Consider the following 13,508-nt stretch of genomic DNA (forward strand, 5'->3'; position numbering starts at 1 on the left):
AAATCTCTGAAAAACTGGTCAAAGAAGAGCTATTTTTTTAGAATTCCTATAACGGAAAACTTATCGAAGACATACTCTGTATGCGGGGCATCGGCTAGCTCTTCGGTTAAATCCTGCCCGGCCCAATGCTCATAATGATTGCCGCGCCGCCACAGCCTTGATTTGGTCACGTCATAGATCTCGCCTTTGTACGCCACCCAAATTTCATCTCGGTCCTGTCCGTTCCTGAGAGCCAACTGCGCGCGGGTGTATTCTTGCATGATTTGCTGAGTAGGTTTGATGCTAGTTGAGTTGGTGCAGAGGTTTTGGGTTCAGAACCTGCCTTGAATTAATATCCAGCGGTTGGGTACTTCGCCGTCTGCGGCAGTGAGGTAGTCTTGGTAACTGCAGGGGACAATCAAAGGTGGTTTCTGGCCGGAGAGGTCGTCTACCTGCATCCACCACTTTTCGGTCTGGCGGTTTTTGTAGAAAAGCATCTTGTTAGGATTGTCATGGAAACCCACTGAAAACTTCAGGAATTGGTTGCTATGGAAGTCTAGGTTGTTCTGCCGCTGGTAAAAGCCTTCAATGGTGTACCAGACCATGGTGGCCAAGGTAGTGGCCGTTAGGTTGCGGTGGTCAAATTCAGGGCGGTAGCCGTACAACCCGAAAGAGCTTAACTGGTTATTCTGGCCAGCGTACCAGCACAGTTGGCAAGCCTCTTCGCCGGTAAGCCCGAAAGGATTAGCCTGTTCCTGACCGGGAGCATCCTGGAACCGAATGGCAGAAACATCAAAACTGATCAGGTTAGCTTGCCGGATGATGGGTTCCATTTCCTGCATCTGCTGGCGTACTTGCCCTACCCTGAACAGTTCAAAATGCAGCTTCTCCAAAGCCGCAAGGGTTGAATTATCAGTGAGATAGGTTTGGTGGGCCAAATGGCTGAACCCGGAAAGGTAGTTGGGGTCATGCAGCAGAATGCGGTGCAGGTGGTTTTGGTCAGGGGTAGTTCCTTCCACATCGGCCATGTCCAACTGGCTATCCACCATGACTAGGTGAACCGTCTCAGACAGGTGTTCGTATCCAAGAAACTGCCCGTAAGTTAAGTCGTGTGATCCCCCTAATAGGATAGGGAATTTGCCCGCGTCTACCAATATTTCTATGACTTCTTTCAGGCGCAGGTACGTGTCTTCCAGAGAGATGCCCGGCAGCAGATTGCCTAAATCCATGACTAGCCAGGGGCCTGTGCCTTTTAGAAGGCGGTATAGTTCCTGGCGTATTTTGTTGGGACCCTGGTAGGTAAGGTCCGTTGCGCCTGTGGTGCCACGGTATTCCGGTAACCCAATGAGCACCACTTCGGCAGAGCGCCAATCTGGAAAAGAGTGAACAAAAGGGGCAAGGTAGCCTCCCACTGATTTAGGGTTTTCTGGGTACCCGAATTGATCTTCTGGAAGGGGCTCAAAGAAAATGGAAAGGTTCATGCAGGGCGTGTGGCAAAAATCAAATTTAGGTATTTATAAGCCATTAGAAAGAAGCATTTTTAACAAAATGGCGAAAGAGACGCAGGCCTGTTTTGTTTTTTTTAATGGTATTTTGCATTATATTAACCGAACAAACAACTTAGAGAGAAGAATTTATGAAAGTAACCCGGGTTTTTGATTTATTAACCAACCAGTTACAGCAGTTTCCGCAACCAGACTGCCTGGCCGCAAAAATCAATGGAGAATGGGTGAAGTACAGTACTCAGCAAGTGCTGGATACAGCCAACAGGTTGAGCCTTGCGCTGATCAAGTCTGGGATCAGGAAAGACGACAAAGTGGCGCTTATCTCCATGAACCGCCCGGAGTGGACTTTTTCTGACTATGGCATTCAGCAAACCGGTGCCGTAAGCGTGCCGTTGTACCCTACCATTACGGTGGAAGATTACCGGTACATCCTGAAAGATTCTGAGGCCAAACTGATTCTGGTCTCTACGGAGGACCTGTACAACAAAGTAAAAGAAGCCGTTGCTGATCTTCCGGGAGTGCAGGAGATCTATACCTTTGACCGCGTACCCGGCGCCAAGCACTGGTCTGAGCTGCTGCAACTAGCCGATGGCGAAGACCCGGCTACTCTGGAACCCTACAAAGCAGACGTTACTCCTAATGACCTGCTTTCCATTATTTATACCTCTGGTACTACCGGCGCTCCTAAAGGGGTAATGCTCTCGCACAACAACCTGGTGAGCAACTTCACCAATGTGAAGCCGTTTGTGCCGGTGAACCAGGAGCACCGGGCCTTGAGCTTCTTGCCGCTTTGCCATATCTATGAGCGCATGGTGTCTTGCATCTACTTCTCAGTGGGGGTGTCTATCTATTTTGCTGAGAGTATTGAAAAAGTGGGCGATAATCTCAGGGAAGTAGGACCGCACATCTTTGTGACCGTGCCGCGCCTGCTGGAAAAAGTGTATGACAAAATTGTGGCTAAGGGGGGAGAGTTGACCGGCGTGAAAAAAGGGTTGTTCTTCTGGGCGTTAGCGCTTGGCCAGAAATACGACACCCGCACCTCGCCGGGCTTCCTGTATGACACACAGTTGAAACTGGCCCGTAAGCTTATCTTCTCTAAATGGCAGGATGCGTTAGGCGGAAACGTAAAAGTGATTGTGTCTGGTGGAGCAGCCTTGCAACCACGGTTGGCCCGCGTGTTCTGGGGAGCTAACATCCGGATCATGGAAGGTTACGGTCTAACTGAAACGTCACCGGTAATTGCCGTGAACCGCTATGAGCCGGAGAACAACGTCATCGGCACCGTTGGTCCCGCTATCAACAACGTGGAAATCAAGATAGCCCAAGACGGTGAAATCCTTACCCGTTCTGAGAGCGTGATGGTGGGCTACTACAAACGCCCTGACCTGACCGCCGAAGTAATTGACCCAGACGGCTGGTTCCATACCGGAGACATTGGCGAACTGGTAGAAGGCAAGTTCCTCAAAATTACTGACCGCAAGAAAGAGATGTTCAAAACCTCTGGCGGTAAGTACATAGCGCCTCAGTTAATTGAAAATAAACTGAAAGAGTCTTTGGTGGTGGAGCAGGTGATGGTGGTAGGCGAAGGCGAAAAATTCCCTTCTGCCTTGATTGTCCCAGCCTATGAAGGATTAAAAGAGTGGTGCCGTATCCGCAATGTTCCTTACTCTACCGATGAGGAAATGATCAAGAAGCCTGAGGTGATAGCTAAATTCCAGAAGGAAGTAGACCGCATGAACGAGCATTTGGCGCAATACGAGCGAATCAAAAAGTTTGTGCTGCTGCCTAAACTCTGGAGCGTTGAAACCGGGGAAATGACCCCTAAACTCAGCATCAAGCGTAAGGTCATCACCACCAACTATCGTGAGTTAATTGACAGCTTATATCGCACTGCTTAAGGCACGTGTAAAACAGAAGGGGGAGACGCAGATATGTGTCTCCCCTTCTGTTTTACACTAGGCTGGTTTAGGTCCTGTTTTTAAGAAAAGAGCCTTTAAATAGTAAAGTTATAATAAACTATAAATGGAGGATGATTAGCATTGTGATAATCAACTGACCATAAATGTGCTCGCAATAAGCAGTATTTGTGATAGAAGGGTTCTTTGTTAAGGAATTATAAAATTATTTGTTTATAGTATGCAAGCATAACATTTTTTTCTAAATTTGGTAAGAGACATATACACCACATGAAAGCAAACGAGACGGTTGACTATAATATCAAAGTATGTTGGCACGCCATCGCACGCATGTACAACACCCAGGCGGTGAAGAATGACATTACCACGTCTATCGGGTTTGTGCTGCTGAACATTGACCCTGAGAAAGGCACGCCTGCCACCAAGATTGCGCCGCTTTTAGGATTAGAGGCCAGAAGCCTTACCCGCATCCTGAAAAGCATGGAAGAAAAAGGCCTTATCTACAAAGTAGCCGATGAGCAGGATAAACGCTCCGTCAGGATTTTACTCACAGAACTCGGTCTGGAAAAGCGGGAGGTGAGTAGGGTCACGGTTCGGCAGTTCAACCAGAAGGTGCGTGACCTGATCCCCGAAAGCCAACTGCAGGTATTCTTCCAGGTGGTGGGGCAGATCAATGATATCATTGAGTCAAAGAAAGTGTTTTGATGCCTTGAGTACCGGAGCAGCTGGCCCAATCGGTTTCTAGGCAATTTTTCTAAAACAGCCTGCAAACTGAACCTGAAAAGGAAATTCGTGCTACGCACATCTTGATACTAAAACAGAGTAACTATGAAGAGAATCATTAAAAAGGTGGCGGTGTTAGGCTCGGGCATTATGGGCTCGCGCATTGCCTGCCACTTTGCTAACATTGGCGTGCAGGTGCTGTTATTAGACATGGTGCCGCGTGAGTTGCTGCACGAGGAAGAAGCCAAAGGCCTTACCTTGGAGAATAAACTGGTGCGCAACCGCATAGTGAATACCGCGCTGCAAACGGCCATTAATTCTAACCCAGCCCCCCTTTACCGTAAAACTGATGCCCGGCTCATTCAGACCGGGAACTTTGATGATGACCTACCCTCCATTGCTACCTGCGACTGGACCATTGAGGTAGTGGTAGAAAACCTGAAAATAAAGCAAAGTGTGTTTAGCCAAGTGGAGCAGTTCCGGAAGCCGGGCACTTTAATCACCTCCAACACATCAGGTATTCCCATCCACTTAATGCTGGAGGGCCGTTCCGATGATTTCAGAAAACACTTTTGCGGAACTCACTTCTTCAACCCTCCACGTTATTTGAAGCTGCTGGAGATCATCCCCACAGAGGAGACTGATCCGGAAGTCATCAACTTCCTCTTAAACTACGGCGACCTGTACCTGGGCAAAACTACAGTGCTAGCCAAAGACACCCCCGCGTTCATCGCGAACCGGGTAGGCATTTATGGCATCATGCAGGTGCTGCACGTCATGGAGAAACTGGGCCTGAACGTGGACGAGGTAGACCGCTTAACAGGCCCGGTAGTAGGTCGGCCTAAATCTGCCACCTTCCGGACTTCAGATGTGGTGGGTCTAGATACACTGGCCAAAGTAGCACAAGGCTTATACCACACCGTTGAAACGGATGAAAAGCGTGACCTGTTCCAACTGCCTGCCTACATTCAGCAGATGTTGGAAAGAAACTGGCTGGGTGATAAAACGCGGCAAGGCTTCTACAAGAAAACCAAGACTCCTGAAGGGGCCACCGAGATCCTGACGCTGGACCTGAATACCATGGAATACGGACCTAAGCAGAAAGTTAGGTTCCAGAGCATGGAAACGCTCAAGCCTATTGAAGACCTGCGCAAGCGCCTCAAAGCGTTTAGCCAAGCCCAAGACAAAGCCGGCGATTTCTTTAGAGAGACTTCGTACGGCCTATTTCAATATGTTACCAACCGCATTCCTGAAATCTCCGACGAACTTTACCGCATTGATGATGCCATGCGTGCTGGATTCGGTTGGGAAATCGGGCCATTTGAAACTTGGGATGCCCTTGGGGTACGAGAAACCGTTTCAGCCATGGAAGCCGCCGGTTACAAACCAGCCGAATGGATTTACGAGATGCTGGAAACGGGCCATGAAACCTTCTATCGCAGCCAGAACCACCAGCGCCAGTACTATGACCTGCTCACCAAAGATTACCGCCAGATTCCGGGGACCGAACATTTCGTGCTGCTGGATGTACTGCGCGGCACCAACGTTGTCTGGAAAAATGCCGGTTGCTCCATAATTGACTTAGGCGACGGTATCCTGAACGTGGAGTTTCACTCCAAAATGAACGCCATGGGCAGTGAGATCATCCAAGGGCTGAACAAAGGCATTGATCTAGCCGAGCAGAGCTTCAGAGGCGTGGTAGTGGGCAATGAGGCCGCTAACTTTTCTGCCGGAGCGAACCTAGGCTTGGTGTTCATGTACGCCCTGGACCAAGACTACGATGAGCTCAACCTCATGATCAAGCAGTTCCAGAACACCATGATGCGTATGCGTTACTCGGCCATTCCGGTAGTGGCGGCGCCGCACGGCTTGACACTAGGTGGTGGTTGTGAGCTGTGCCTACATGCCGACAGAGTACAGGCAGCCGCCGAGTCTTACATTGGCTTGGTAGAATTTGGTGTAGGCTTGATCCCGGGCGGTGGCGGAACAAAAGAAATGACCTTGCGCACCTCAGCCGCCTACGAAGAAGGTGATACCGAATACAACTCGCTCCGGAACGTGTTCATGACCATTGGTACGGCTAAAGTCTCCACCTCAGCCGCCGAAGCGTACGACCTTGGCTTTATGCGCCACGGCGACGGCATCACCCTCAACACCAACCGTCAGCTCGCCGAAGCCAAAGCCGAAACCATTCTCCTCGCAGAAGCCGGGTACACTAGACCTACGCCAAAGACCAACATCAAGGTGCAAGGCCGCGGTGGTTTAGGGATGTTCATCACAGGTGCCCACGCCATGCACGCGGCCGGCTTCATCTCAGAACATGACCGTAAAATTTCTGAGAAGCTGGCTTACGTGATGTGCGGCGGAGACCTGTCCATGCCGTCTGAGGTATCAGAGCAATACCTGTTGGATCTAGAGCGCGAAGCCTTCCTGAGTCTATGCGGTGAGCGCAAGACCTTGGAACGCATCAAGAGCATCTTGACCACCGGTAAGCCCCTGCGGAATTAGGGAAGGGGAACCGCCTCTTCTTGATTTGTCATCCTGAAAGGACCTTGTGGGCGAACTAGACAAGCAGAAGCTATGAAAGACCATAACTACTTTGTCTACGTCATCTGTAATCCCGGCAAAACTGTTCTTTATACAGGAGTGACAAATGATCTGGAAGTGCGGTTGCAGCAGCACAAAGACAACCGGGGAAAGCCGGAAAGTATTGCTGCTACAAGTTGTTGTATTATGAACGTTATATAAATGTGGAGCAGGCTATAGACAGAGAAAAGGAAATTAAGCTGATGGGACGGGAAGCAAAAGAAACGTTGATAAAATCAATGAACCCGAAGATGAGTTTTCTGTACATAGCCAGCTAATTGCAGTTCGCCCACAAGGTTCTTTCAGGATGGCAAAGTGGGAGATTTTATTAAAACACCTCAAAAACAGAAAAGAAAATGCAAACTGCCTATATAGTTGCCGGATTCAGAACCGCCGTGGGAAAAGCGCCCCGCGGAGTATTTCGGTTTACCCGGCCCGATGATTTAGCCGCCGATGTGATCAAACATCTGCTGGCCTCGGTGCCGCAATTAGACCCCGCCCGAGTTGACGACCTTCTGGTAGGAAACGCAGTGCCCGAGGCGGAGCAAGGCCTGCAGATGGGACGCATGATTTCTCTCTTGTCCTTGCCCATCAACGTGCCCGGCGCCATCATGAACCGTTACTGCGGCTCAGGGATAGAGACCATCGCTACCGCATCTTTCAAGATACAGTCTGGCATGGCCGATTGTATCATTGCCGGAGGCGCGGAGTCCATGAGTTTGGTGCCTGTGGTGGGCTGGAAAACCTCCCCTAACTACAAAATCGCGAAAGAGCACCCAGAGTATTACCTGAGCATGGGTTTGACTGCCGAAGCAGTGGCGCATGATTTCAAAGTAAGCCGTGAAGACCAGGATGCCTTTGCCTATGCTTCGCACCAGAAAGCCATCCGGGCCATTGAGGAAGGCCGGTTCAGAGACCAGATTGTGCCTATCAACGTGGAAGAGACTTTCCTGGATGAGAACGGTAAAAAGAAAACCCGCTCCTACGTGGTAGACACGGATGAAGGTCCGCGTGCTGATACGTCTTTGGAGAAACTGGCCAAACTTCGGCCGGTGTTTGCTGCCAACGGAAGTGTAACTGCCGGTAACTCTTCCCAAACTTCAGACGGAGCAGCCTTCGTGATTGTGATGAGTGAGCGCATGGTGAAAGAGCTGAACATTGAGCCGATTGCTCGTCTGGTGTCTTACGCTGCCGAGGGAGTGGATCCGCGCATCATGGGTATGGGGCCAGTAAAAGCTATTCCGCGCGCGTTGAAAAATGCCGGCATGAATCTGCAGGACATCGACATCATTGAAATGAACGAAGCATTCGCGTCACAGTCCATTGCGGTGATGCGAGAACTGGGCATTGATCCAGACAAACTGAACCCGAACGGAGGCGCCATCGCCTTAGGTCACCCACTAGGCTGTACCGGGGCCAAATTGAGCGTGCAGCTCTTCAGTGATTTGCGTCGCGAAAACAAGAAATACGGCATGGTGACGGCCTGCGTAGGCGGTGGACAGGGTGTGGCAGGGATTTACGAATTTTTAAAATAAACAGCATCTAAATATATGGAAACTGTAAGCAGAACATTAAGGGGCGGGGAGTTCATTATCAAGGAGACCAACGCCCAGGACGTTTTCATTCCGGAGGATTTCTCTGAGGAACAGCGCATGATGGCTGAAACAGCCCAGCAGTTTGTGCAGGCAGAGGTGCAGCCACTGGTAGAGCGCATGGACAACCACGAGGAAGGCTTATTAGAAGACCTGATGAAAAAAGCGGGGGATTTGGGCTTGTTCGGGGTGGCTATTCCAGAAGAATATGGCGGGCTGAACATGGACTTCAACTCGTCTTTACTTGTAACCGAATCTGTTGGGCCTGGACACTCGTTCCCCGTAGCTTTTGCAGCCCATACGGGAATTGGAACCTTGCCTATTCTGTACTTCGGTACTGAGGAGCAAAAAGCTAAATACATCCCTAAACTAACTACCGGCGAGTGGACCTCATCATACTGTTTAACAGAGCCAGGTTCCGGGTCTGATGCGTTGGCCGCCAAAACCAAAGCTATTCTAGACGTAGAGGGCGATAACTATATCCTGAACGGCCAGAAAATGTGGATCACCAATGCTGGCTTCGCCGATGTATTCATTGTGTTTGCGCAGGTAGACGGTGACAAGTTCACCGGTTTCATTGTAGATAAAGGCGCCGAAGGATTAAGCCTGGGCAATGAAGAGCACAAAATGGGCATTAAAGGATCTTCCACCCGCCAGGTGTTCTTCACTGATTGCAAAGTGCCGAAGGAAAACGTGCTGGGTGAGATTGGTAAAGGCCATTTGATTGCCTTCAACATCCTTAACATCGGTCGGATTAAACTGGCTGCGGCTTGTCTGGGAGCTTGTAAGAGCGTAGCCGATCTATCCGTGAAATATGCCAATGAACGCATCCAGTTCAAAATCCCGATCTCCAAATTCGGAGCGATCCGGCATAAATTGGCCGAGCAAGCCATCCGCATTTTTGCGGTAGAATCAGCACTGTACCGTTGCGGTCACGACATCCACAACAAAGAGCAGGAACTGCTGGCCGCTGGGAAAAGCTACAACGAAGCTGTATTGGAAGCCGCCCGCGAGTTTGCCGTGGAGGCTGCCATCCTAAAAGTGGACAGCTCTGAGGTGCTGGACTACGTGGTGGACGAAGGCGTGCAGATCTACGGCGGGTATGGCTTCTCCGCTGATTACCCCATGGACCGTGCCTACCGCGATGCCCGCATCAACCGCATCTTTGAAGGGACCAACGAGATTAACCGCATGCTCATCGTGGACATGGTCTTGAAGAAAGCCATGAAAGGCGAACTGGATTTGATGGGCCCTGCCGCCGCTGTGCAGCAGGAATTAATGGAAATCCCTGATTTCGGGGATGAAGACACCAGCCTGTTTGCTTACGAGAAGAAAGCTGTTGGCAAATTCAAGAAAGCCGTGTTGCTGACTGCCGGAACCGCCGTGCAGAAGTTCATGATGACCCTGGACAAAGAGCAGGAAATCTTGATGTACATCGCTGACATGGCCATCCAAACCTACATTGCGGAGTCTACTTTGCTGCGGGTTGAGAAACTGGTAAGCCGCAACGGCGAAGAAGCCACTTCCCGTCAACTGGATATGATGCGCGTGGTGATCAATGATGCCGCTGACCGTATCAACAAAGCTGGGAAGGAAGCTAACGCGGCCATGACCGAGCCGGGTGACGAGCAGAAACTACTGCTGATTGGCTTGAAACGCTTTACCAAACTGGAGCCGTTCAACACCAAAGAAGCGCGTCGTCGGGTTGCTGCGGAGCTGATCAAAGCAAACGAGTACGTGTATTAATTACGTTATTAACACCTTTTTGCCAAAACGCCTCCAAAACAGAAAGCTCCGCCAAAGTAGCGGGGCTTTCTGTTTTTCTAGGGTATGCTTACAGTTTTCGCTGGCGCGAGCTTGCAGCTCGTGTCTGGACGCATGTCTGATGATCTACCTAAATGCGTCTATTTTTCCTTTCCTTAATCAGTAGTCTTGCATGGGTTTTACCTCTGTAACCCTCTTCTTCCTACAGGTTTCTACCAATTCTGAAAAGGCTAAAGGTTAGGATAGATTTATTAAAATTTTTAATGAAATAATGTTTCTTTTTAAATAAGCTCTCTATACCTTAGGTGTATCACCTTTCTATTAGTAGGCTCACCTTAAACTAGTTACTATGATAAAACATCTATTCATTTTAATCTTGGTCATGGGCAGTTTACAGGCTTATGGCCAGACCAGGGTCTCAGGCAGAGTTACTTCTGGTAATACATCCGAAGGGCTTGCGGGTGTAACTGTTCTGGAAAAGGGCAATCCCACCAACGGGGTAGCAACTGATGCAGATGGACGGTACACCATCTCTGTGACCGGCACTAATGCAGTGCTGGTTTTTTCTTTTATAGGGTACCAAACCCGGGAAGTGCCAGTAGGCAACCAGCAAACCATCAATGTGGGGTTGAGTGAAGATACCCGGTCTTTAGACGAGGTAGTGGTAACCGCCTTCGGGGTGGAGCAGGAGCGTAGGTCTCTTAGTTATGCCGTGCAGGAGGTAGATAGCCGCTTAATTCAGGAGACAAATCAGCCCAATGCCTTGAATGCCCTGCGTGGAAGAGTGGCCGGGGTAAGCATCCAGAGTGCGGGCGGTGCGCCTGGGGCCGGTGCCACTATTGTGATCAGAGGGATCAACTCCCTTAATCCTAATGCCAATAACCAGCCCCTGTTTGTGGTAGACGGAATCCCGATTAGCAACCAGACAGACCTGACAGGCGGCCGGGGTGGTGATACTTTCTCCAATACCAACCGCTTTGCAGACATCAACCCAGATGATATTGCCTCCATCTCAGTGCTGAAAGGGCCGGCGGCCTCGGCGTTGTATGGTCTCAGGGCCTCTAACGGGGCTGTGATCATCACCACCAAATCTGGGCAGGCAGGCAAAACCACTTTTAACTTCCGGACTTCGGCCAGTATTGACGATGTCTACCGCACGCCTCCCATGCAGGAGCGATACGGCCGGGGCTTTAACGGGATCTATAACCCAACTGATTACCGGTCTGACGGTCCGCCCATTCCGGCCGGAGAACCTACCTATAATCAATGGGACCAGGTTTTTAATACCGGGCACCAGTTCCAGAACAACTTCTCAGTTTCAGGCGGAACAGAGCAAGCCACCTTCTATGGGTCTTTGGGCAGGCTGGATCAGACGGGGGTTGTTCCAAATTCTGAATTTGACCGCACCACCATTAAACTCACCGGATCACTCAAGGCCACAGAGCGTTTGCGGATAGACGGTTCTGCCAACTTTATCAACTCCAACGGTATCAACCCCCGGAGCGGGGTAGGTGGTTCTGGCGTGATTTCGTACGCTTCGCGGTATGCGCCTGATGTGGATATGACTAATTATCTTAACCCTGACGGTACACAATTGCGCTACGCCACTCAGTTAGACAATCCTTTCTTCTTTGCTGAGAATGCGTACCAGGAGGAGGACTTAAACCGGGTCATCGGGAACATGGGGCTTAACTATAAGTTCACTGATTGGCTCTCACTAGATTACCGGGCCGGGGTTGACTATTACAACAACCAGCGCCGTATCATCACGCGGCCCAGTGTGTTGATTGCAGCCACCAGCCGGGGGAGCATTTCTGAACAGGCCATCACATACCAGGAAATCAACAGCAACCTACTGCTTACCGGTGAGCGCCAGCTTAGCGAGAATTTTGGCTTGACTGTTTCACTTGGTAACCAGATTACCACCATCAACACCACTGATGTGACGGGCTCTGGTACAAACTTTATTCTGCCCGATTTTAACAGTGTCAATAACTTGGGCCAATATACCGTGCGCTCTTTCCCTACTGAACGCAACATCATTGGGGCTTTTGGAGACGCGAAACTGAACTACAAAGAAACGGTCTTCCTGAACGTGACAGGCCGGAACGACTGGTCCTCTACTTTGCCAGAGCAGAACAGATCCTTTTTCTATCCATCAGTAAGTCTGGCTTATATCTTCAGTGAAACGTTAGGGCTTTCACAAAACAGATTCTTCAATTACGGAAAAATAAGAGCTTCTTACGCCGAGGTGGGGAAAGATGCAGCCCCTTATTTACTGGGCAACTACTATAGCACACTGGCCCCTTTCTTAGGAGTTGCGGGTATCAGAAGAAGCGAGACCATTGGTTCAGAGAATTTGCGGCCTGAACGCACGAAAGGGATAGAGTTTGGTTTAGAGCTGGCTTTCTTAGGTAACCGGCTTAAAGTAGATGCTAACTACGCCATCCAGAACTCAGTGGATCAGATTGTGCCCATTCCCACCAGTAGGGCTACTGGTTTCTCCACGTATGTAGCCAATGCCGGAGAAATCCAGAACCGGGTTTTTGAATTGGTAGTAGATGCCGAAGTGCTCAAAGCCAGTAATTTCAGATGGAACAGTATCTTCAATTTTACCCGCCTGCGGGGCGAAGTGCTCAGCATGCCTGAAGGAGTGGATGTGATTACTTTTCAGCCAGAAACGCCTTGGGTGAAACAGCGCATCCAGACTGGTGGCAGGCCTGGTGACTGGTATGGTTGGGCCCTCAGCCGGGTGAATGACCCTGGTAGCCCGGCTCATGGTCGGTTAGTGATTTTGAACGGATACCCAGATGTGAACAACAATTGGCGGGGAACCCCGCTTGCCCAGGATACCCACATTGGTAATGCCTTCCCTGATTTTGAGGGGGGCTGGAACAACAGCTTCAGCTTCAAAAACTTTAATTTAAGTTTTCTGATCAACTTCCGGAAAGGAGGCGAGGCATTTGACATCAACCGCCGGATGCGCTACGGCTCTGCCGGTGGCGAGGCTCCTACCGGAGCGGAAACAGATCTGCGTAACCGTTTGGTTATTTTTGACGGGGTGGTGAACAGAGGTACGGTAGAGGCACCCGTTTGGGAAGAGAATACTACCCCCGTGGTTGTTGACGTGCCCAATTTCTATAGCCAGGCGTTCCGGTACCGGTTGGCCAAAGAGTTCAACGGCTTCCAAGATGCCAGTGTGCTGCGCTTGCAGAACGTGAGTTTAAGCTATTCACTTCCTAAAACCTTGTTAGCTAAAACTCCCTTCACCAATGTGACGGCCTCAGTGACGGGTAACAACCTCTGGATGATGTCGCCTTTCATTGGCTTTGACCCAGAGCAGAGTGCTTACGGACCTGGTAGCAACGTGTTTGGCTACGTGGGCACCAACATTCCGGCTACCAGAAGCATTTATTTTGGTTTAAACGTTATTCTTTGATCTT

The 13,508-nt window shown here is 50.1% G+C and carries 9 protein-coding genes; 7 read left to right on the top strand and 2 right to left on the bottom strand.

Translation table 11 applies throughout. The annotated features are described in order from the left end of the window. Window positions 1–29: 29 nt before the first annotated feature. Window positions 30–260, bottom strand: coding sequence for a cytochrome b5 domain-containing protein (locus DC20_RS10095; RefSeq protein ID WP_062543723.1), 231 nt, complete (start codon window positions 258–260; stop codon window positions 30–32). A 51-nt stretch (window positions 261–311) separates the two neighbouring features. Then, complete coding sequence (locus DC20_RS10100) at window positions 312–1,460, bottom strand: formimidoylglutamase (RefSeq protein ID WP_062543724.1); 1,149 nt, start codon at window positions 1,458–1,460, stop codon at window positions 312–314. Window positions 1,461–1,615: 155 nt separating this feature from the next. Here DC20_RS10100 and DC20_RS10110 point away from each other — a divergent pair, with 155 nt between their 5' ends. The 7 genes from DC20_RS10110 (at window position 1,616) to DC20_RS10140 (ending at window position 13,504) form a co-directional block, all read left to right on the top strand. Beyond that, window positions 1,616–3,382: an AMP-dependent synthetase/ligase gene (locus tag DC20_RS10110; protein WP_062543726.1), complete on the top strand. Its 1,767-nt coding sequence runs from the start codon at window positions 1,616–1,618 to the stop codon at window positions 3,380–3,382. 288 nt (window positions 3,383–3,670) lie between these two features. After that, the gene (locus DC20_RS10115) at window positions 3,671–4,105 is read left to right on the top strand and encodes a MarR family winged helix-turn-helix transcriptional regulator (RefSeq protein ID WP_062543727.1); all 435 of its coding nucleotides are present in this window, start codon (window positions 3,671–3,673) and stop codon (window positions 4,103–4,105) included. Window positions 4,106–4,228: 123 nt separating this feature from the next. Then, window positions 4,229–6,631 carry a 3-hydroxyacyl-CoA dehydrogenase/enoyl-CoA hydratase family protein gene (locus DC20_RS10120; RefSeq protein WP_062543728.1) on the top strand — a complete coding sequence of 801 codons (2,403 nt, stop codon included), beginning with the start codon at window positions 4,229–4,231 and terminating at the stop codon, window positions 6,629–6,631. 72 nt (window positions 6,632–6,703) lie between these two features. Continuing rightward, window positions 6,704–6,871, top strand: coding sequence for a GIY-YIG nuclease family protein (locus tag DC20_RS23665; protein ID WP_316934524.1), 168 nt, complete (start codon window positions 6,704–6,706; stop codon window positions 6,869–6,871). A 194-nt stretch (window positions 6,872–7,065) separates the two neighbouring features. Beyond that, on the top strand, window positions 7,066–8,244 hold the full coding sequence (locus DC20_RS10130; RefSeq protein WP_062543729.1) for an acetyl-CoA C-acyltransferase: 1,179 nt from the start codon (window positions 7,066–7,068) through the stop codon (window positions 8,242–8,244). 15 nt (window positions 8,245–8,259) lie between these two features. Beyond that, window positions 8,260–10,047: an acyl-CoA dehydrogenase family protein gene (locus DC20_RS10135; RefSeq protein WP_062543730.1), complete on the top strand. Its 1,788-nt coding sequence runs from the start codon at window positions 8,260–8,262 to the stop codon at window positions 10,045–10,047. A gap of 367 nt (window positions 10,048–10,414) precedes the next feature. Beyond that, the gene (locus DC20_RS10140; RefSeq protein ID WP_062543731.1) at window positions 10,415–13,504 is read left to right on the top strand and encodes a SusC/RagA family TonB-linked outer membrane protein; all 3,090 of its coding nucleotides are present in this window, start codon (window positions 10,415–10,417) and stop codon (window positions 13,502–13,504) included. Window positions 13,505–13,508 lie beyond the last annotated feature (4 nt).

This window comes from Rufibacter tibetensis (assembly GCF_001310085.1).
Lineage (GTDB): Bacteria > Bacteroidota > Bacteroidia > Cytophagales > Hymenobacteraceae > Nibribacter > Nibribacter tibetensis.

What these genes read in the sequence shown, in the direction of transcription:
- DC20_RS10095 (WP_062543723.1), bottom strand. Translation starts at nt 260, where the DNA reads ATGCAAGAATACACCCGCGCGCAGTTGGCTCTCAGGAACGGACAGGAC.
- DC20_RS10100 (WP_062543724.1), bottom strand. Translation starts at nt 1,460, where the DNA reads ATGAACCTTTCCATTTTCTTTGAGCCCCTTCCAGAAGATCAATTCGGG.
- DC20_RS10110 (WP_062543726.1), top strand. Translation starts at nt 1,616, where the DNA reads ATGAAAGTAACCCGGGTTTTTGATTTATTAACCAACCAGTTACAGCAG.
- DC20_RS10115 (WP_062543727.1), top strand. Translation starts at nt 3,671, where the DNA reads ATGAAAGCAAACGAGACGGTTGACTATAATATCAAAGTATGTTGGCAC.
- DC20_RS10120 (WP_062543728.1), top strand. Translation starts at nt 4,229, where the DNA reads ATGAAGAGAATCATTAAAAAGGTGGCGGTGTTAGGCTCGGGCATTATG.
- DC20_RS23665 (WP_316934524.1), top strand. Translation starts at nt 6,704, where the DNA reads ATGAAAGACCATAACTACTTTGTCTACGTCATCTGTAATCCCGGCAAA.
- DC20_RS10130 (WP_062543729.1), top strand. Translation starts at nt 7,066, where the DNA reads ATGCAAACTGCCTATATAGTTGCCGGATTCAGAACCGCCGTGGGAAAA.
- DC20_RS10135 (WP_062543730.1), top strand. Translation starts at nt 8,260, where the DNA reads ATGGAAACTGTAAGCAGAACATTAAGGGGCGGGGAGTTCATTATCAAG.
- DC20_RS10140 (WP_062543731.1), top strand. Translation starts at nt 10,415, where the DNA reads ATGATAAAACATCTATTCATTTTAATCTTGGTCATGGGCAGTTTACAG.